19 protein-coding genes are annotated in these 19,797 nt (G+C 41.9%); 3 read left to right on the forward strand and 16 right to left on the reverse strand.

What is annotated here, in order from left to right; all coding sequences use genetic code 11:
• The first annotated feature begins 489 nt into the window (after window positions 1-489).
• Complete coding sequence (locus tag A6K76_RS13490; RefSeq protein ID WP_066465977.1) at window positions 490-1,872, forward strand: transposase; 1,383 nt, start codon at window positions 490-492, stop codon at window positions 1,870-1,872.
• A 166-nt stretch (window positions 1,873-2,038) separates the two neighbouring features.
• Here the strand turns inward: A6K76_RS13490 and A6K76_RS17230 are convergent, their stop codons facing one another.
• From A6K76_RS17230 to A6K76_RS13565, 15 genes are all read right to left on the reverse strand, one after another.
• Window positions 2,039-3,709 carry a flagellin N-terminal helical domain-containing protein gene (locus A6K76_RS17230; RefSeq protein WP_066465978.1) on the reverse strand — a complete coding sequence of 557 codons (1,671 nt, stop codon included), beginning with the start codon at window positions 3,707-3,709 and terminating at the stop codon, window positions 2,039-2,041.
• A gap of 205 nt (window positions 3,710-3,914) precedes the next feature.
• Complete coding sequence (gene csrA / locus A6K76_RS13500) at window positions 3,915-4,130, reverse strand: carbon storage regulator CsrA (RefSeq protein WP_066465979.1); 216 nt, start codon at window positions 4,128-4,130, stop codon at window positions 3,915-3,917.
• Window positions 4,130-4,573, reverse strand: coding sequence for a flagellar assembly protein FliW (gene fliW / locus A6K76_RS13505; protein WP_066465980.1), 444 nt, complete (start codon window positions 4,571-4,573; stop codon window positions 4,130-4,132). The genes csrA and fliW overlap by 1 nt, the downstream gene beginning before the upstream one ends.
• Before the next feature lie 17 nt (window positions 4,574-4,590).
• The gene (locus tag A6K76_RS13510) at window positions 4,591-5,151 is read right to left on the reverse strand and encodes a DUF6470 family protein (protein WP_066465985.1); all 561 of its coding nucleotides are present in this window, start codon (window positions 5,149-5,151) and stop codon (window positions 4,591-4,593) included.
• A 71-nt stretch (window positions 5,152-5,222) separates the two neighbouring features.
• Window positions 5,223-6,149 carry a flagellar hook-associated protein FlgL gene (flgL, locus tag A6K76_RS13515; protein ID WP_066465987.1) on the reverse strand — a complete coding sequence of 309 codons (927 nt, stop codon included), beginning with the start codon at window positions 6,147-6,149 and terminating at the stop codon, window positions 5,223-5,225.
• Between the two features lie 279 nt (window positions 6,150-6,428).
• On the reverse strand, window positions 6,429-8,072 hold the full coding sequence (flgK, locus tag A6K76_RS13520; RefSeq protein WP_066465989.1) for a flagellar hook-associated protein FlgK: 1,644 nt from the start codon (window positions 8,070-8,072) through the stop codon (window positions 6,429-6,431).
• 12 nt (window positions 8,073-8,084) lie between these two features.
• A complete protein-coding gene (locus A6K76_RS13525) occupies window positions 8,085-8,576 on the reverse strand; it encodes a flagellar protein FlgN (protein ID WP_245671997.1) in 492 nt (163 codons plus the stop codon).
• 41 nt (window positions 8,577-8,617) lie between these two features.
• Window positions 8,618-8,878: a flagellar biosynthesis anti-sigma factor FlgM gene (flgM, locus tag A6K76_RS13530; protein WP_066465994.1), complete on the reverse strand. Its 261-nt coding sequence runs from the start codon at window positions 8,876-8,878 to the stop codon at window positions 8,618-8,620.
• 529 nt (window positions 8,879-9,407) lie between these two features.
• On the reverse strand, window positions 9,408-9,821 hold the full coding sequence (locus A6K76_RS13535; RefSeq protein ID WP_066465995.1) for a TIGR03826 family flagellar region protein: 414 nt from the start codon (window positions 9,819-9,821) through the stop codon (window positions 9,408-9,410).
• A gap of 36 nt (window positions 9,822-9,857) precedes the next feature.
• On the reverse strand, window positions 9,858-10,463 hold the full coding sequence (locus A6K76_RS13540; protein WP_169818029.1) for a ComF family protein: 606 nt from the start codon (window positions 10,461-10,463) through the stop codon (window positions 9,858-9,860).
• Entirely contained in the window at window positions 10,463-11,773 is a 1,311-nt protein-coding gene (locus tag A6K76_RS13545; RefSeq protein ID WP_245671998.1) for an ATP-dependent helicase ComFA, read from the reverse strand. The genes A6K76_RS13540 and A6K76_RS13545 overlap by 1 nt, the downstream gene beginning before the upstream one ends.
• Window positions 11,774-12,060: 287 nt before the next feature.
• Window positions 12,061-12,903 carry a DegV family protein gene (locus A6K76_RS13550; RefSeq protein ID WP_066466000.1) on the reverse strand — a complete coding sequence of 281 codons (843 nt, stop codon included), beginning with the start codon at window positions 12,901-12,903 and terminating at the stop codon, window positions 12,061-12,063.
• 129 nt (window positions 12,904-13,032) lie between these two features.
• A complete protein-coding gene (locus A6K76_RS13555; protein WP_066466006.1) occupies window positions 13,033-13,575 on the reverse strand; it encodes a nuclear transport factor 2 family protein in 543 nt (180 codons plus the stop codon).
• 162 nt (window positions 13,576-13,737) lie between these two features.
• The gene (locus A6K76_RS13560; protein WP_066466008.1) at window positions 13,738-14,412 is read right to left on the reverse strand and encodes a response regulator; all 675 of its coding nucleotides are present in this window, start codon (window positions 14,410-14,412) and stop codon (window positions 13,738-13,740) included.
• A 54-nt stretch (window positions 14,413-14,466) separates the two neighbouring features.
• The gene (locus tag A6K76_RS13565) at window positions 14,467-15,612 is read right to left on the reverse strand and encodes a sensor histidine kinase (RefSeq protein ID WP_066466009.1); all 1,146 of its coding nucleotides are present in this window, start codon (window positions 15,610-15,612) and stop codon (window positions 14,467-14,469) included.
• A gap of 550 nt (window positions 15,613-16,162) precedes the next feature.
• On the opposite strand from A6K76_RS13565, the gene A6K76_RS13570 reads away from it, so the two are divergent.
• Window positions 16,163-16,798, forward strand: a complete 636-nt coding sequence (locus tag A6K76_RS13570) for a YigZ family protein (RefSeq protein WP_066466011.1) — start codon at window positions 16,163-16,165, stop codon at window positions 16,796-16,798.
• Window positions 16,799-17,089: 291 nt separating this feature from the next.
• Window positions 17,090-18,124: an LCP family protein gene (locus A6K76_RS13575; RefSeq protein WP_066466013.1), complete on the forward strand. Its 1,035-nt coding sequence runs from the start codon at window positions 17,090-17,092 to the stop codon at window positions 18,122-18,124.
• 346 nt (window positions 18,125-18,470) lie between these two features.
• Here A6K76_RS13575 and A6K76_RS13580 read toward each other — a convergent pair whose 3' ends face one another.
• On the reverse strand, window positions 18,471-19,523 hold the full coding sequence (locus A6K76_RS13580) for a glycosyltransferase family 4 protein (protein ID WP_066466015.1): 1,053 nt from the start codon (window positions 19,521-19,523) through the stop codon (window positions 18,471-18,473).
• Between the last annotated feature and the right edge of the window lie 274 nt (window positions 19,524-19,797).

Consider the following 19,797-nt stretch of genomic DNA (forward strand, 5'->3'; position numbering starts at 1 on the left):
TAAACCCTTTTTTCAGTTTGTCCTTGACTTGGGGACCATATTATAGTAATCAATCCTTTTTACATGCTATACCCATATAATATCGTATTTAACCTTTCACCAAAAGTGCGTAAGAACCTTAAATTTGGATATCGTAGCATTTGTAATGATTTTGTTGTGGTGACTTAATTTTATCAAAGGGGCTTCTTTTTTTCATGCACATTTTTGAACCCGAGTTGGACGACGGAGGGCGCGACTTCTGCAGGAACAGCGCGTGCGGAATATCCATTTTTTCGCGCAGCGGAAAAATTAGATGGAGCCGCGCCCGCGAAAAGCGTCGCCCGAAACGGAGCCAACTCGCCGCTACATGTATACATAAAACAAAGCATCGGCGAATATTACATTCACCGATGCTTTCATTCTGTTGATAAACTATTACGTCAATGAATTTTATGTGAAATATCGGGTAAATTCCTTTCAATTCAGTTATTTGAGTAGGAGGGATTTTTTATGTTCTACACACCATCTAGACAAGCTATTGAGAAACATCGTGAAATGTATAGCTATATGGTGGATACTTCGCATCCATTAATTGCCTTAGATCAATTAATCAACTGGTCTACCCTGTTAAAAAACGTATTTCCATATTATTCAACGACAGCTACAGGGCGCCCTACAGCGGACCCGATTGTCCTCATTAAAATATTATTTATTCAAAAGTTAGAAGGGTTTCGCTCCGTTCGATTTACCTGTAAACAAATCCAATCGAACGTCACATACCGTTGGTTTTTAGGGATTAGTCTGTTTACACGTGTCCCACATCATAGTACAATTTCTAAGTTTTTATGGAACCGTCTACAAGGAGCTGATTTTTGGCTCGCCGTATTTAACCAACAAATTAAGCAAATTTATAAAGAAGGATTTATTGCGAATGAAACATGGGCTGGAGATGAAACAGAGTTAAAAGCAAACGCAAATAAACGTTTTCGCCATAAAATTTTGACAGAAAAAGTGATTCCAACCAAACCCGAGGATTTACAAGAAATCAATGCATTTCGTGTGAAGCATGGGAAAAAGCCGTTAAAAGTAGTTGCGCCAAAGGTCATCCATCCTCCGACAAATTATAGCCCAATTGATAAAGACGCGCGTCTTTCTGTTAAACATGTAGAAAGAGGGCAGTTTGCTTATTTTGAACATCGAATTGTGGATACATTACATGGATTTATTATCGCTACAGAATTAACAGCTGCCAATGTCCCTGGTCACCAAGTATTACCAACACAAGTCGATCAACTCCATTTACTTTTTGGCGAATATGCGAAAGAAATCACGCTTGATGCAGGGTACTATAACGCCACTTGTGCGAAGCAATTATTGAAAAGAGGCTTCTTTATTTCCATGCCCTATAAACGTTCGAGAAGTAAAGAACATCCCAAGTGTAAAAGAACGCACTTCAAAAAAGTAAAGGATGGTTTATATGCTTGCCCAATGGGCATTCCATTTTCATATCGGACGACAACTCGAGGCGGGTATCATGAATTTAAAGCACCTAAAGGGAGCTGTACAAATTGTCCTTATTCATTGAAGGAGGAGGATCGAGTTTTACGTATTTCAATCCATCAAAAAACGTATGATAGGTTAAGAGAGATGCGTTTATCTCAGCGAGGGAAAATTTTAAAAGTAGTACGCCCACAAACGATTGAGCTCAGTTTTGCCCATAGCAAAGAAAACCACGGTCTCCGTTACGCCAGATACCGTAGTCTTCTTAAGGTAAAAACGCAAGTTTTGATGACAGCCATCATTCAAAACTTTAAGAAATGGGCCAAGCTCCGTTCACTAAAACAAGTTGGACTCCACCTCACATATAAAATTATAGAAGATGACGTAGAATAATTCAAAAAATCCCTGCGAAATTCACAGGGATTTTATTGACACTTTTGTTTTTCAACAACGTGAAAGCATCGGCGAATGTTACATTCACCGATGCTTTGTTCAATTTAGAGGGGGGGTTTGTCCCAGCCTCTTCTTATTTTATAAATATTTAATTATTCAGTTAGAATTAACCTAATAATTGTAATACGCCTTGTGGCTGTTGGTTAGCTTGAGCTAACATTGATTGAGCAGCTTGAGTTAAGATATTGTTCTTCGTGAAGTTCATCATCTCTTTCGCCATATCTGTATCACGGATACGAGATTCAGCAGCTGTTAAGTTTTCAGAAGAAGCACCTAAGTTGTTAATTGTGTGCTCTAAACGATTTTGAACCGCACCAAGTGCTGCACGTTGAGTTGATACTTTGTTGATTGCAGCATCTAGTGTAGTGATAGCTTTTGCAGCAGTTTCATGTGAAGAAAGGTCTAACGAATTCTCTACTGCTGTAGAATCTGTACCATTTGTTACAGTAGCCGTACTATTGAAACCTGTCCCTGAACCCACAATACCTAATGCAGATGCACGCATATCACCAATTGATACTGTCATCGCTTGATTTTCATTTGCACCAATTTGGAATTTCACAGATTGATCTTTTGCATCTGCTGGAGCTTTAGTCACTGATTTTGTCTCAGGTTCTAAAATATAAGTTTTATTAGATGATGTTGTTGGTGCTGTTGTTGGTGCCGTAAATGTGAATGAAATACCTTCTTGATTAAATTCAACTTTCCCTCCAGTTGCAACATCTTTATAGTTGAAATTACCTAATGAAGCACCCGCTGAATTTTGTAAATCAATTACTACATTACCTGCACTATATTTTACATTGATTTGTGCTAAACCTTCTAAGTTTGAACCTTCAGCAGCAACTTTAATGTTTGAAAGTTCTCCACCATTTGACAATGCCGCTTGTTTTGTTTGTTCTGTAGTTACCGCACCTAAGCTAGCTGTTGGTACGTCTTTTAATGCAATTTCAACTTTCCCCTTTGCAGCCCAATCAGTTGCTTCAGATCCTTTAAAGCTTAAGCTAATACCATTACCATTAAATGAATAAGTATCTGTAGCTACATCATGTGATAGAGCCGCCGAAACGATATTCGTGATATCAGTAGCAGTCGATACTTTTGCATTTAATGTAAATCCACCGTTAGTTGTTTTCGTAATAGAGAAAGTTGCTGCAGTTAATTTAGCGCTAGACCATTCAATGCCCTCGGCTGTTTTACCAGAGAAGCTAACATTAAATTTAGCACCTTCTGTAGTGATAGCCGTTCCTGCTGAATTTTTCCATGTAATTGGCTCTGTACCAACTTGTATTTCTTGACCAGCCTTAGCGACTTGAACTTTTTCTACAGTAGAAGCTGAAGTAGAATAAGCGTCTGAAAGTTCACCATTTACTAATTTCTTCGTGTTGAACTCAGTTGTGTTACCGATACGGTTAATTTCAGAAGTTAACTGATCGATTTCTTTTTGGATTTGAGAACGGTCATCCGTAGTGTTTGTATCGTTACCAGCTTGTACAGCTAATTCACGCATACGTTGTAAAATTGCATGAGTTTCGTTTAATGCACCCTCAGCAGTTTGGATTAAAGAGATACCGTCTTGTGCGTTTTTAGAAGCCATGTCTAAACCACGGATTTGTCCACGCATTTTTTCAGAGATTGCTAAACCAGCAGCGTCATCGCCAGCACGGTTGATTTTGTACCCTGAAGATAATTTTTCTAAAGCTTTTGAAGTTTGCGTATTGTTGAACGCAAGGTTACGGTGCGTGTTTAACGCAGAAATGTTATGTTGAATTCTCATTTGGAATTCCTCCTTGAATGTTTTTTTATGACCCACGTCCGTGTGGGAAAGTTTAGCATCGGTGTAGCACCTTTGCTTTACACTGTATATATCGTGATGTCGCTTAAATGTTTAATAGCTTTTTAAATTATTTTTTTATTTTTTTTCATATTCTTTTCAATAGCATAAAAAAACCGCCAATTTATATGCTTGGCGGCGATGTACATCATTTCTTGAAGTTTTTCAACAGCTCCATATTACTGCTTAACGCTTCCTCATTTTGTTCACGAATTTGCTTATATATTTCTTTACGGTGAATTTCCACGCTTTTTGGTGCGACGATGCCAAGCTTCACTTGGTCGCCGTCCACGCTTAAAATTTTCACCTCGATGTTGTCGTTAATAATAATTGATTCGTTCGGCTTGCGTGATAATACGAGCATTATTTAACGCTCCCTTCCAATGCGCTCACCGGATAGCGGAGTGGGTGCTTGTCGTTATCTTGCAAAATGATTTGCTTGCCGAGCTTCGTCGCTTTATTAATGACAATCGGTGCTAATAAATTAATCGTTGAGCTTTGGAACGTTTCCTTTAGCGTCACGATGCCGTATACGAGCACGTCATTTTCCTGCTCTAACTGTAGCAGCTCTTTATCAGCATCGCTTAAGTCAAATGAATAATCCGATTTAAATGCAAATGGATACGCCACTAAAAAGCCGATTTCTGCTGTTTCAACCGACTGGAACGATGCAAGTGGCACATCTGCTTCAATTGGTAGCAGCACAAACTTTTTCTCATTCGGAAACCCTGGGATGCCCTCTGTAAATGTTAAAATCGCATCCTCGTCAATCGTTACTTCACCTAAAAATTTCGTTTCAATGTTCATACATTCATCCGGCTCCTTTATACGTAAACCTCTACTGATGGACGCTGCGCTACTGTTCCTTTCACTGTACCGTACGTTAAATCAATTTGCGGTTTATTTACCTTTACATCTATTTTCGGCTTTTGCGCTTGAATTTCAACATTTACCTCACCGGCTGTATAGTCCATTTTCACCGCACCTGCCGACGGAATGAACGTAAGTCCGATTTGCTTTTGTGGCTGCACCATATCATTTTGTTTCGCAATTTGCTGAATCGCGGCACCGCGCTGACCTTTTCCTGCCCCACGCATGAGCATGTCGCCTTGCTGTGCTGCTTTAGCAATCGATTCCATCACTGCTTGACGCCCTTTTTCGACGTATTCTTTATTCACTTGTGAAATCGGCTTTAGCCCTGCCTCCTGAAACGCTTGTGATTGATCAATATGTAGCTGACCAGGCTCGCTATTAATTTCAAGCGTCGCTGCTTCTTGCTCAATCGTCATTTCTGCTTCTGGCTGTGAAATGTTTACTTGCGGTGGTTTAATGTCATAATCCATTTTTATGTTATTAATTTGCAATTGAATTTGTGGAATTGCCACCGAAATCCCTCCTTACGATTTAAGAAAAAGCGTTTGAACGAATGCTCAAACGCTTTTTACTATTTCTTTATTTATCGGATGAAGTCGACTAATGTTTGCTGTACAATTTTTGCACCAATTGATAAACCAGCTGAATGAATTGATTGTGCAATCGTTAAATCTGAAATCGCTTTTGCGTAATCTGTATCTTCGTTCATCGACTTTTGCTTCGTAATGTTAATGTTTAACGTCGCTAAACGGTTATCCATCATTTCAACGCGCTGCTGCTTAGCCCCAAGCTCTGCACGAGATACTAAAATAGCTGAGTGAATAGAAGAAATATTAGTCAAATCAGTTGGATCACCAATACCATCACCTAAAATTTCACTAATCGCTGTTGAATCATCTGACTCAATCGCTTCAATCGCTCTTCCTAATGTATCATCAATTCCTTTAAATATTGGCATACCATTAGAATTCACGTTAAACGTAACACCTTCAAATACTTCCATCATTACTTTACCGTCAGGTGCAATAATGTTTGGATTCATTACACGTGCGCCTGTACCTGAACCATCATCGATAAATAGTGGTTTTTGTGTATTCGTGCCTGAGAAAATATATTTCCCCGCTACTTGCGTATTGCCCATATCACGAATTTGCTCACGAATTTGTTCAACTTCCGTTTTAATTTTATCGCGGTCATCTGCTGTATTCGTATCATTTGAAGCCTGTACTAAAAGTTCACGTAAACGGTTCACTGCATCGCCTACTTCACCGTATGTAGCGTCCGTTGTATCTACCCACGTGTTTACTTCGCCGATGTTGCGTTGGAATTGCTCGATTTTGTTTAAGCTTGTACGGTAGCCCATTCCTTTAATTGCTGCTACTGGGTCCTCTGAAGCGCGAGTGAACTTCATACCTGAGTCAATTTGGTTTTGGAGCTTGCCCATTTTGCCATAGCTTGTATTTAAGTTGCGTAGCATATTTGTGCTAAGCATTGATTGTGTAACGCGCATGTCGGTACCTCTCTTTCGTTTTTATCGCTTATTTGTTGATTAACTAATAAATATTAGCAGTCGCTTATTGCGGCTCGCGTTCCTGGGGCTCGGCTCAAGCCTCCTCGCCACTCCTACGTCGCGGCTGTGGGGTCTTGAGTCACGAGCTGTTCCCCAAGGAGTCTCGCCGCACGCGACCTGCTAATATAAGGCTGTCTTCATTTCAATGCTGAAAACAAACGACTTTGCGGTATAAACGCCGCTAATTCTAATCATTATAACTATCTTATAAAGTAAAAATTATAACCCTACGCGGCCCATGCCGTTAATGATTTTGTCTAACGTTTCATCCATTACGGTTAACATACGTGCGCTTGCGTTGTATGCTTGCTGGAATGTAATCATGTTCGTCATTTCTTCATCTAATGAAACAGATGATACAGATGCGCGGCTGTTCGCGATCGTAATTTTTAACGTTTCTGAGTTGAAGCGTAATGTTTCGCTTTCGTTTGCATCGATTGCAAGCTCGGCGATCATTGATTTGTAGAAGCTTTGGTACGTTGCGCCCTCTAAATCGCTCGTCATTGAAACGGCTTTACCATCTGCTTTTACTTGTGCCGCACCGTTTAATGAAACGAATTGTAAGTTTGATAACGCTAATGCCCAGTTGCCGTTTCCTTCTTCACCTGCACGAGATGATGCAGCGAATAAAGATGTGTCCGTTAACATTTCGTCGCGCACTTTCATGTTGCTTGCGTCGAATTCTGCACCGTCTGTCGTTTCAAACATATCTAAGCCTGTGATCGACGTTTCATTTTTTAAGCCGTACCCTTGGCGGTGTACTTCGTTGAACGTCGTCGCAAACGTGTTCGCTAACGTATCTAACTTCGCAAGCATTTCTGGGTAGTAGCCTGCTGGGTCGCCGTTATTATTTTCGAAGCCATATGAATCGATCATCGATAAAATGCTTCCTTTAAATGCTTGTAAATCATCGTATTCGATTGTACCTTCATTTAATAGCGGAATTTGATCTTTTTGCGCTTGATAATGCGTTGCGTAATCAGCAAGCTCTGTATACGAGAAATTTGAAAATAAATTGTTTAAATCGTCGCCGTTAATCGGTAACCCTTCCGTTCCTTCTGTTGCAAGCTGGCGGTAATGTCTGCCATCGATTAAGTCGATGCGCTCACCTGAAGATGTCGTGAAATATACTGTGTACGAGCCTTCTGCAACGTCTGATGCGTTACCACCTGAAGGAACGCGGTCGAACGATACTGGAATGAATTCGTTTAGTTGATCCATTAATACGTCGCGTGAGTCGTATAAATCGTTTGGTACGTATCCGTTTGGCTCTGACGCTTGAATTTGCTTATTAATTTCAGCGATCGATTGAATAATTGAGTTCATTTGCGTCGTTGAAACGTTTAGCTCGTTACCGATATTTGATTGAATTAATTCTAATTGCGTGTTGATATATTGGAACGATTCCGCGATGTGCTGCGCTTTTTGTACCGCTACTTTACGCGCTGATGCGTCCTCTGGGTTTGTGCTAACGTCTTGTACAGACTTCCAAAAGTCAGAAAACGCTTGGTCTAAACCGTATTCTGATGGCTCTGACATAATGTCTTCCATTTGGTTTAAGTTTTGTACTTGGTTCGTCCAGTAGCCTAACTTGTTTTCTTCTTGGCGGTACTGACGGTCGATAAATTGGTCGCGCGTACGCTGCACCGATCCTGCCTCTACCCCTGTTCCGATGTAGCCTGCCATTTTTGGCGTATTTAAGCCGACACCTGGATATGGCAATGTTGTTTGCATGTTAATGCGTTGGCGTGAATAGCCTTCTGTGCTAGCGTTTGCTACGTTGTGCCCTGTCGTGTAAAGCGCTGATTGCTGTGTAAATAGTGCGCGTTTACTCGTTTCAAGCCCCATAAATGTTGAGCGCATTCGTTCATCCTCCTATGCTTGTGAGTCAAAATAGCTTTTCTTTTGCTGCTGTGGTGCTTGCCCGCCAATGTCGCTTGAGTAATTCATTTGCTCCGGTCGCGGCTGTACTAAATCAAGTGTAATGTTTACAAATTGCAGTGACTGAAAAATCATTTTTTGGTTTAAATCGTTGCGCTTTTTCAGCTCGTCAATGACAGCGATTAAGCGCGTACGCATTTGCTGAAGCGCTTCCTTTTGATCCGTCGGTGCTGCTTCGATTAATTGGGCGACAGTCGGTGCTTCAGTAGGAGCAAATCCTTTTGCTCGCAGATAATCCGTTACCTCTACTTGGCGCTGTTGCTCCAGTCGCTCGATCGCGGCAATGTGTGTTTGTTCACTTTTTAGCATATTGTTTAAGCCTTCGATATCGCTTTCTTTAATGACCTCTGTTTTTTTGACACATACGTCAAGCAAGCTGCGATGTAGTCTTTCAAGCTTCTCCAACGTGCTAACAATCTTGTCCATACTCACACGTTAGCCCTCATTTCTATTGTGAAATCATACGCTTAAAGGCGGTAATAGTTCAGCATATCTTCCGCCACTTTTTTCGCGTCTACTTTATATTCGCCCGAATTCACCTGTTGTTTAAGCTCTGCAACTTTTTCTGAACGATGCTGTGCATATGTTTTCGTTGATTGCATTTGTTGAGCCTTCGTTGAAATTTCTAATGTATCCTTAAACGAAGCTTTACCGTTTGCTGTGTTCGGCTTCGCTGCTTGTGTGCGGTATACGTTAATGGCATTTAAATTAATGTGGTTGACTTTCATACTATCCCTCCTACTCCTTCTCTCTATAGTCATTATGTCGGTAAATATAGGATATTATTAAGAAGCTTTTTGCAAAAACGACGCGAAAACAGAAAAATAAGTCGTTAAATCTATATCTTTTAGATTATTTACATAAATTTTTACATCTATCGCCAAAAGTAGCGCACCGTTCGCACTAGTTCGCACATATACAATGTACCTACTAAAAAGAAAGCTTTCCACCTATGTTTCGGCAAAAAACATAAAACTATAAACCTAAATTACAAACAATCGAAAAAAGAAAGTTCGGAGTAGTATATACAAGGTGATTGAAATTTAGAATGTGAACGAGGCTCGAAACAAGAGGCGGACTCCTGCGGGAAAAGCGTGAGCGAGAGACTACAGGCTCGAGCCACGCCCGCGGAAAGCCTGCCTCGATGTGGAGAGCCGACGAACAAAACGCTAAAATACATTCACCGTCTATATAGCTGTAAATATAAAAATACCATTCGAAACGTTTTGTCTCGAATGGTACGCCGCTTCTATGCTGTTATTTTTTGCGCTGTGCTAAATACGTGCCTCGTGTTGACTGTTCAATGTTTTCTCTAAATTCCTCTGCCGCTTCTACGCGCTGTAAATCACGTTGAAGCTTTTCTAGACAGCGGGCGCATAGCTTACCACCGTAAGTTAAATGCCCACACTGGTCACAAGGATAGCCGAGATTCGGAAACATCGCCGGCAATAAACGTTTTTTTCGCACCCATTTGTAAATTAATTTTTCTGAAACACCTGTTGCCTCGCAAATTCGCTCGACGGTCGCTGCTCGATTTTCGCGCTTGCGTAAAAAGCGATATACGATTTGATATAAATCCTCTTCCTTCGCGCTACATTTCCCACATACATCACGTGTCCCGATATAGTTAAATAACTCGTTACAAGTTGGGCAATTGCGAACTTCTGCCATAATGAACTCCCCTTTACTTATCCAGTATAGCTTTTATTATACAAGATAATTTTTATTACTCTTAACTTTGGCAAGAACAAAACTTGAAACTTTTGTCGCGCCATGTGAAAGGAGTATATTTTTGATTTCGCCTACAGTTGCACCTGTTGTATAAATATCGTCGACAATTATGAATTCTTGACCTTGTATGCATATTTCCCCTTGTAGAAGAAAGCGATTTTTATTATTTTGGCGCTCCGCTAACGTTTTTTTCGACTGCTGATCATGTACGACCTTTTTTAATATATTAGCATACGGAATGTGCGCCGCTTCGAGTAAGCAATGCACTTGTGAAAACGTGCGCTCGTGCAAACGTTCACGGTGTAGCGGCACAGCGACAATCGTTTCACGCCGATTACGCAGCGCCTCATAAATGTCACTGCGAAACACTTCAGCGAGCGCGACGTCCTTTCCAAATTTGTATCGCTCAATGTAATGTTTCATCGCATCGTTGTACGTAAATAACGCTTCTACGTCGTCGTTTGGCTCGGCCGCTTCAAACGACTCGCGACATCGCTCACAAATGACGGGCGGGAATTTGCGCAGCACGACGTCGTACCAGCTGCTGCTCGCTTGAAACGGACGATCACATAATAAGCACATCATACGACGACCGTGTTCAATCGTTTAATGTCGGCAATTGCCGCGTCCATCGCAATCGTAATCGATTCAGCAAAAAACGCAATATCGCCGCTCGCATACTGTTTATGCCGCCCGACACGCCCGCTAATTTGCACGAGCGCCCCAGCATCAAAAATGGCGTCGTCCGCACAAACGACCGCTACTTGCACGTTCGTAATCGTAATGCCGCGCTCTAAAATCGTCGACGTCACAAGCCCTTGTAGCTCGCCGCCCCTTAGCTTTAACACCTTTTCTTTACGCTCCTCGTCCTCGGCATGCACCGCTTCGACTTGCGGCACGACCGACTGAATGAGCGGCAAGCATTGTTCAATAAGCGCAATGGTCGGCAAAAATAGAAGAAATGGCTCGCGCTTCGTTAGCCGTTGTTGCAACCAGTCGTGAAGCGCTTTTGGCAGCTTGCTTTGTGCGAGCTGCTTTTGCAGGCGACGCACGACGACGATGCGCGGCACAGGTAGTAAATGCCCGTGATAGCGGCGCGGTAAAAATGAATAGCCCCACCGTTCCTTTTTGCACTGCGCGAGCAATTTATCGCTCGGTGTCGCCGTGACGAACGCAACAGGTGCTTCGCTTGTTTTTGCTTTATTTACAGCGCGCTGTAGCATCGCATCGTACGTGTAAGGAAACGCATCGGCTTCATCGACAATGATGACGTCAAACGCCGCTTCAAATCGCAATAGCTGATGCGTCGTTGCAACGATTAACGGAGAAAAACGTTGCTCGACGTCGGCACCGCCGTATAACGCTTGCACGAACGTGTTCGGGAAAGCTTGCTGCAAACGTGGATATAACTCGAGTACAACGTCTGTACGCGGTGTCGCAATGCAGACGCGCTGCTGTTGCTGTAAGGCGTGCAGCACAGGCTGAAATAAAATTTCGGTTTTCCCAGCGCCGCATACTGCATGCAGTAAATGGTTGCGCCGCGCCGTTAAACTGTCGATCAACTCGTCGCTTGCTCGCTCTTGTGCGTCGCTTAAATGAAGTGGCACGAGCGTATGATTGGTCGGGCGCTCCGTACGTTGACCACGCCAGCGAATGAGCGTCGTGCAGCTACTGACGCGACCGAGCTGTATACATTTGCGGCAATACGTGCAAGCGCCGTTACATACAGCGCAATGAAACGTATAAAAATACGCACGATCTTCGTTTAAGCAGCGCATGCACTTTCCGTCTTGAATGCCGCGTATACATTCGACGTCACCGCTTTCAATATATTGCGCCACGTCGTCAACGCGAGCAGCATCGAGTATGCGCCCTTCTAAAAATGATTGCATATCCATCACCTCAAAAAAATCGTAGCAACATATAAACTACGTCGCTACGATTCGGCCGAAAATTATATTTTGAACAATGATTGCGGCTCGCCGAAAGCATGCCTCGACGTGAAAAGCAACGCCAACTGATCGTGAAGAGCCTAAAAAAGTGTCGCCGCACGTTCACTGCCATTACGATGCCGCATTCATTTCGATGTTGTTGCTAAAAACAACTCATTTAGCAGCTAATGAAAAGCTCAGTCGTTGGCACAAAAAATGAGGAAAGCATAAAAGCTTCCCTCACTGAATTATTTCGCGTGCCAACCGACTGCGATTGACCCTTCGCCTAAATGCGTGCCAACTACAGGGCCGAAATGACTTAATTTAAATGTAACGCTCGGATATTTCGCTGCTAATTCTTCCATGTATGCGCGCGCTTCTTCCTCGCAGTTTGCATGAATGACTGCTGCGTTTAATGCACCGTACTTGTCCGCATCTGCCGCTAAAATTTCTTCAACGCGCTTTAATGCTTTTTTACGTGTGCGCACCTTTTCGGCCGGAACGATTTTACCGTCAACGAAATGTAAAATCGGCTTCACTTGAAGTAGGCCGCCAATTAACGCCGCTGCTGCTGATAGACGGCCACCGCGCTGCAAATGACCTAAATCATCGACAACGATGTTCGCACGTGACGTTTCGCGCTGTTGTTCAAGCTGCTCGATAATCGATTGTGCTGCTACGCCTTGTTGTGCGAGCTCAGCTGCTGTCAGTACGAAATAGCCTTGAAGCGCTGCAGCGAATTGGCTGTCAAACGCGTACACGTCAATGCCATCGACCATTTGCCCTGCTTGCACCGCGCCTTGATACGTGCCGCTAATGCCGCCTGATAAATGAATTGTAATGATGGCGTCGTAATCGTTTGCTAGCTGCTCAAATAGCTCGACAAACTTCCCAATTGGCGGCTGCGTCGTTTTCGGAAACACTTTTGCGCCGCGCACTTTATTGTAAAACTCGACGTCTGTAATGTCTTTTCCTTCGTCGTAAAGCTGACCTTCTATATTCACTGTTAGCGGCACCATATGTATACCGTATTGTTGCATTTCTTCTTCTGTTAAATATGCTGTACTATCTGTTACGATTGCTGTTCGCATTCAGCTGTCACCTCACATGTTAATAGCCTTCATTGTACCGCATTTACTACTATAATTCTATCGTTGTTCGAATTGCGTATTGAACGCACAAAAAAACAAAGCCTCGTCGATCAGCTTTGTTTTCGATGTTTATTGTATATGACTGACGTGGCTCGTTTCGTTGCCGATGAAATACACGCTCGTTACTTTCCACTCGCCGTCTTCTTTCACAAATACGGTTACTTGTCGTCCGCTGCTTGAAAGCGACACGCCAGTAGCACGCTCTTTCATATCGATCGTCAAGTTTGCAAATACTTGTGCCGCCTCGCTCTCATAGTCAATAACCGTCACGTCTACCGCCTGACGATTTACATCATACGTCGCAAACACTTCCTTCGCCGCCTCCTCATCGTCGTCATAATCGAACCCTTGAGGATTTTTCGAAATCATCGCCATGTAACGCTCTAAATCCCCCTCGTTAAACGCAGCAATATATTCATCAAAAGCTGCCAGCAAATCGCGCTTTTCTTTCGTCGGTAAGCTCGCTGCTTCTTTTACTTCGTCACCAGCAAGCTCAAAGCTCACTGCCTTCTCTTGTAAAATTGTATCTGGTTGCTCGGTGCTTGCATGTTGGTCGCTGCTACAGCCTGTAAGTAGTGCTGCTGCCGTAATAAATGCGAACCATTTGTACATCTAGACCCCTCCCTACCTCGTGCAATGTTATAGCTTGACGCTTTTTCAAATGACGCAAACGAATCTTTCGTTTACAAGACGCAGTGAGGTTTTCAAAAGTTCCATATGCATGTTGCAACGATGTAAAAAACGCCCGAGATTTCTCAGGCGCTTTCGTTTATATTATCGCACTTCTACCCAGCCATTTTTAATTGCTGTTACAACCGCTTGTGTACGGTCGTTTACGTTCATTTTTTGTAAAATGCTTGATACGTGGTTTTTTACTGTTTTTTCTGAAATGTATAACGTCTCACCGATTGTACGGTTTGATTGGCCATCTGTTAATAATTGTAGCACTTCACATTCACGCTTCGTTAATAAGTGGAATGGACGGCGAATTTCCGTTTGGTGGAATGAGCCTTTGTTTTCGTGCTCTGATAAGCGACGGAATTCCGCCACTAAATTTTTCGTTACTTTCGGATGTAAATAAGAGCCGCCTACTGCTACGACTTTAATTGCCTCAACGATTTCGTCTGCATCCATTTCCTTTAGCATGTAGCCTAACGCACCTGATTTTAATGCATGCGTTACGTACGTTTCGTCATCGTGGATCGATAACATAATAACTTTTGCCTCTGGATACTGAGCAAGTAAATCTGCTGTTGCTTCAACCCCATTTTTAGCGGGCATGTTAATATCCATTAACACAACATCCGGGCTATATTCCTCGTATAATCGTACTGCCTCTGTGCCGTCATCGCCTTCTGCAATCACCTCAAACGTGTCTTCAAAATCTAAAATACGTTTTACGCCTTCGCGGAATAGTTGGTGATCATCAATAATAATAATTTTCGTCATAATTTGTTACCCCCTGAATGTAGTAATTCTCTGTTTAAGAATTATAGTGTATGTTTACACCGTTAATGGAATTTTGAAAAGCATAATCGTACCTTTGCCAATCGTGCTATCGATTTGCATGCTGCCCTTTAATAACTCTACCCTTTCGCGCATGCCAATTAACCCGAATGATTTTTCTTTTTCAACATTTCGATCAAAGCCGACACCGTTATCTTTTACGACGATGTTTACTGCTGACTTTAACCATTCTATTTTAACCCATATTTCTTTCGTTTTTCCATGTTTTAACGCATTTGTAACACATTCTTGAACTAAACGAAATATTGACACTTCAAAGTTACTTGGGATGCGTCTTTCTACCCCGTTAGATTTAAATTCAATAATGACACCTGGGTTATATTCTTCAACTGTTGACAAGTACTTTCGTAGTGTAGGCACGATGCCGAGGTCGTCTAGCGCCATTGGACGTAAATCGTAAATGATGCGACGAACTTCATGCAACGCATTGCGAACGTTCACCTTTAAGCTTGAAATTTCCTCTAGCGCGCGGTCGATCCCTTTTTCGCGGTACGTACGCTCGACTAAATCGGTACGCATGAGCACGTTCGCCAGCATTTGCGCCGGTCCATCGTGAATTTCACGCGATAAACGCTTTCGTTCTTCTTCCTGCGCTTCAATAATTTGAATGCTAAATTCATGCTTTACTTTCGCACTTTCTAAAGCTGGACCGATATTTTTTAAATCTGCAGTTAAATAGTTAATGACAACGTTCACTTGATTGACGATTTGTCCAGCGCGCTCAATCGTTTCCTCTAACGCACGCAGTCGTCGCTCTAAATCATCTCGACGATCACGCAGCTGCTTTTCAGTAGAACGATTAATCGACAGCTTCACCTGTAAATCATTCGCGGTTTCGTATGCCTCTCGAATTTGTACTTCAGAAAAAAGGTTAAACGATTTACTTACTGTGACGAGCCTTTGCTTTGAAAGTTGCGTCATTCGTTCTAAATCATCGCCTTCTGTTATAATTTGAGATAACTGTGCGCGAATAATTTCTAATTCTTTACGCATTTCTTCAAAGCTTTGACGACTTTGTTCACTTATAATGAAAATATCATCCTTTGAGCTTGTAATAGAATCGAGCATGCGGTTAAAAATTTCATCGATTGCTCCAATATCTACTGGATCGTTTGAAAACATATAAAACCCTCAGTTCTTTCTCGCAATGAAACGAGTTACTCTCTGCATAATTACTAGTGCTTTTATTATAGCATTTTTTTAATCGAATATAATCTAATTTACTAATAATGTAGCGACGAAACATGAAAACGATATAAAAAGATGCTCAAAGACAACCTTTTAGCATAGAATAAACAGGAAGAAGTACAGCTTTTTACCGTCATTTTAAAAAGTTTTTCATATTTTCGAAGCTATAGACGGTGAATGCGTTTTCGTGTTTTGTTAGTCGGCTCTCCACATCGAGGTAGATAAATCTCATGAGTCTCGCCACTTCACTCCTAAAATGAAAGAAACATCACTTCTGCGGGAATAGCAAATTTATTTTGCCTCGAGTAATCGCAGAAGCATCTTAACCGAAAATAGAAGAAACAAAGTCTAAATGCGTCAGCCGAAACAAAAGAACGAACCGTTACAATGTTACGTTCAATCTATAGCGAATGATTCATCTCTTTATAACGTTTAGAACAACGTATAATTTAATTTAAGTAAGCTGAAAGTGAGGTCGCAGCACATGCGTCAAAATTATTTAACAGTCCAAGGATACGGCGAAAGCGAAATTATCCTTTCAAAATCGCGCTTTTTAACGTACGTCAGCCGTGCAGAAACAGAGGAAGAGGCGCTTGCGTTCATTGATGTAATTAAAAAGAAGCATCCACAAGCAACGCACAATTGCTCATGCTACTTAATCGGTGAGCACGATCATATTCAAAAGGCAAACGATGATGGCGAGCCGAGCGGAACTGCCGGTGTGCCGATGCTTGAAGTGCTAAAAAAACAGCAGCTAAAAGATACCGTCGTCGTCGTAACGCGCTACTTCGGCGGCATTAAGCTTGGCGGTGGCGGTTTAATTCGCGCTTACAGTAAAGCAACGTCAGAAGGAATTGCTGCAGCTACTGTCGTCGAGCGCGTCATGCATGCACTAATGAAAGTAAGTGTCGATTACACGTGGCTAGGCAAAATTGAAAATGAAGTACGCTCGTCTCACTATCCATTACATACAATTGACTATTTACATGTTGTCGATCTATTTGTATATGTTAAAAAGGAAGAAATTGATGTGTTTAGCGAGTGGATGATGGAGTTAACGAACGGTCAGGTGAAAATTGACATACATATGGAACAATTTTTAGAGTTTCCGCGTCAATAAAATGATTTGACATTTACGGCATTTTTCTTGCGTAGTATAATACCGAATAGATTCAATATGTAATGATTCGACGTAAGAGGGGGCTCTATATTAACAAAAAGATCAAAGCGTGACGCCAATCATTAAATCATACGATTCGTAACTTCCATAAAGACCTAGTAATGTCGCAACTTAAGAAGCCCCGTTGCCATTACGACCAATAATCGAAAGAGAGGTGAAAACTGCTACTAAAACGAACGAGATGCTTGCACGTTAAAGTGAGCATTATTTTAGAAGCAGATAATAAAGCATATGAGGAAAGAGAATAAAAAAAGCTCCAAGCTCGGGCTGACGTTAAAGGTATGTGCCCTTCTTGTTGCCTCGCTGCTACTCTCTGTAACTGCATACGGTGTGTTTTTATCGAAACAAGCCGAAACAGCAGCTGAGGGCGCATTTGAAGAAATTGATGACCGTGTACAGTCTGAATTACGTGTAGAAGAAGTAGAACCTTTAGAAGATAGCATTTCCATTTTATTTATCGGCGTGGACGACAGCATGCAGCGCTCACAAGGCGAAAGCAACTCACGCTCTGATGCACTCATTTTAGCGACGTTAAACAATGAAGATAAGTCGATTAAAATGTTAAGCATTCCGCGCGACTCTTATACATACATCCCACATGTGAAGTATAAGGATAAAATTACACATGCCCACGCATTCGGTGGCACAAAAGCAACGATTGAGGCTGTTGAAGAGTTATTTGACATTCCGGTCGATTATTACGTAAAAATGAACTTTAATGCGTTTATCGATGTTGTCGATGCATTAGGAGGTGTCGTAGCAGAAGTACCGTACGACATTTTAGAAAAAGATGAATTTGACAACAATGCGATTCAATTAAAAGAAGGACGTCATCTATTGTCAGGATCAGAGGCGTTAGCACTTGTGCGTACACGTAAAGCGGATAGCGATTTAGAGCGTGGTAAACGTCAGCAACAAGTATTAAAAGCGATCATCCAAAAAGGTACATCGGTAACATCGGTGACGAAATATACAGATGTCATCGGCGCACTTGGCGACAACATGCGTACGAACATGACGTTTTCTGAAATGAAATCGCTTATTTCGTACTTATCAGACGGCACATCCAACATTGACACACTAAACTTAGAAGGACGTAACGACCAATCAACAGGTGTTTATTACTACAAGCTAAATGAACAATCATTGGAGGAAAACCGCGAAATATTGCAACGTCACTTAGGGTTATTGCCAAACATTTATGCATCACCTGAGAGCGAATTCCATTTTGATTACGACGAGCCACAATATTCGGAACCATATTAAAAAATCAAGTTTGTTAAAAAATATCAGGTCTGTTAATACGCCACTTTTATGGATCTTCACCATAACTTAAGGTTGCTTTCGGCGGGCGTGGAGGCGAACACGATGTTTGTCATGAAGGTGATGACTCGTGTAGTGGCGTTTATCACCTTCCTCACGATTGCGGGGTCTCAAGTCTCATGCTCCTGCGGTTACTCGTCGCAAAAAGAATTTTCGCTTTTCCCACTGGAGTCCGCCTCTTGTTTCAAGCAACCTTTATGCGTCAACTCCAGCTTGCGGTGATGAATCAAAATATGTAAAAACAAAAAAGGCATTGGAAAATTGAAATTTTCCAATGCCTTTTTGTTTGTTATTTAAATGTTTTCATGAAATTCAATAACGGACGATAATTTTTACCCGCAAGCCCAATTACTTCGACGAGCAGCTCGATCGCTAGTAAAATGACCGCAATTAAAATAATCGCACCCCATACTTTTGCCATCGAGAAGATGATTGCAGCTAAGCCAAACATCGCGGCAATACCGTAAATAATTAATACCGTTTGGCGATGCGTGAAGCCTTGATTTAATAAGCAGTGGTGTAAATGCGATTTATCTGGATCAGACCATTTTTTCCCTGTACGTAAACGACGCACGATCGCAAAAAACGTATCTGAAATCGGTACACCAAGCATAATGATTGGAATGATGAATGAAATGATCGTTACATTTTTAAAACCTAATAACGCAATGACCGAAATCATAAAGCCAAGGAACAATGCCCCTGTATCCCCCATGAAAATTTTCGCTGGGTGGAAGTTAAACAATAAAAAGCCAAGTGATGCTGCTGCTAAAATAGACGCCATCGCGATGACGAAACCGTTACCCATAATCATCGCCATCACCGCAAGCGTAATGCACGCGATTGTTGATACACCTGCTGCTAAGCCGTCTAAGCCGTCGATTAAGTTAATGGCGTTCGTAATGCCGACAATCCATAAAATCGTTAGCGGAATACCGAGCAAACCGAAGTCGATCGTACCGCCGAATGGTAAGTTAATTACTTCTATTTGAATGCCACCAACGAACACAACAATAAGCGCAGCTGCAAACTGACCGAGCATTTTCGCCTTTGCAGAAATTTCACGCATATCATCAATTACACCTGTAATGACGATAATTGTCGCAGCGATTAAAATGGCTGTTCCATATTCTGTTTCAAACCCTGTTGTTACCTTTAAAAAGATATATCCAATTAAAAATGCGAAATAGATGGCAAGTCCACCTAAACGTGGCATAATACGCGCATGCACTTTTCGATGATTTGGTGCATCTACCGCTCCTATTTTAAATGCTAATTTTTTCACAAGCGGAGTTAATAAAATGGACGCGACAAAAGCCACGACGAGAGACACGTAAATCACGTCAGACCTCCTCAATTTTTTTAAATTCTATCCACAGTAATCCTACCGTAGTATACCATGAAATAATTCAAAAAACACTGTTTACCTAATCATAACGAAAAATTCTCTTATAAGTTGCATACGCTTGGAATTTTCGCTGCTTAGCATTACATGACCGTGTTGCTTTCCGCTGTTGAGGCGGCGAACACGATGTTTTTTCCCGCTGAAGTCCGCATCTTGCTCCGAGCAACGCATGCATTTACGTGCAAACGCAAATTTCAAATGTAACATTCTC

This window comes from Caryophanon latum, assembly GCF_001700325.1.
Classification (GTDB): domain Bacteria; phylum Bacillota; class Bacilli; order Bacillales_A; family Planococcaceae; genus Caryophanon; species Caryophanon latum.

Coding starts and splice junctions, on each gene's coding strand:
- A6K76_RS13490 (WP_066465977.1), top strand. CDS start 490: ATGTTCTACACACCATCTAGACAAGCTATTGAGAAACATCGTGAAATG.
- A6K76_RS17230 (WP_066465978.1), bottom strand. CDS start 3,709: ATGAGAATTCAACATAACATTTCTGCGTTAAACACGCACCGTAACCTT.
- csrA (WP_066465979.1), bottom strand. CDS start 4,130: ATGCTCGTATTATCACGCAAGCCGAACGAATCAATTATTATTAACGAC.
- fliW (WP_066465980.1), bottom strand. CDS start 4,573: ATGAACATTGAAACGAAATTTTTAGGTGAAGTAACGATTGACGAGGAT.
- flgL (WP_066465987.1), bottom strand. CDS start 6,149: ATGCGCGTTACACAATCAATGCTTAGCACAAATATGCTACGCAACTTA.
- flgK (WP_066465989.1), bottom strand. CDS start 8,072: ATGCGCTCAACATTTATGGGGCTTGAAACGAGTAAACGCGCACTATTT.
- A6K76_RS13525 (WP_245671997.1), bottom strand. CDS start 8,576: ATGGACAAGATTGTTAGCACGTTGGAGAAGCTTGAAAGACTACATCGC.
- flgM (WP_066465994.1), bottom strand. CDS start 8,878: ATGAAAGTCAACCACATTAATTTAAATGCCATTAACGTATACCGCACA.
- A6K76_RS13535 (WP_066465995.1), bottom strand. CDS start 9,821: ATGGCAGAAGTTCGCAATTGCCCAACTTGTAACGAGTTATTTAACTAT.
- A6K76_RS13540 (WP_169818029.1), bottom strand. CDS start 10,463: ATGTGCTTATTATGTGATCGTCCGTTTCAAGCGAGCAGCAGCTGGTAC.
- A6K76_RS13545 (WP_245671998.1), bottom strand. CDS start 11,773: ATGCAATCATTTTTAGAAGGGCGCATACTCGATGCTGCTCGCGTTGAC.
- A6K76_RS13550 (WP_066466000.1), bottom strand. CDS start 12,903: ATGCGAACAGCAATCGTAACAGATAGTACAGCATATTTAACAGAAGAA.
- A6K76_RS13555 (WP_066466006.1), bottom strand. CDS start 13,575: ATGTACAAATGGTTCGCATTTATTACGGCAGCAGCACTACTTACAGGC.
- A6K76_RS13560 (WP_066466008.1), bottom strand. CDS start 14,412: ATGACGAAAATTATTATTATTGATGATCACCAACTATTCCGCGAAGGC.
- A6K76_RS13565 (WP_066466009.1), bottom strand. CDS start 15,612: ATGTTTTCAAACGATCCAGTAGATATTGGAGCAATCGATGAAATTTTT.
- A6K76_RS13570 (WP_066466011.1), top strand. CDS start 16,163: ATGCGTCAAAATTATTTAACAGTCCAAGGATACGGCGAAAGCGAAATT.
- A6K76_RS13575 (WP_066466013.1), top strand. CDS start 17,090: ATGAGGAAAGAGAATAAAAAAAGCTCCAAGCTCGGGCTGACGTTAAAG.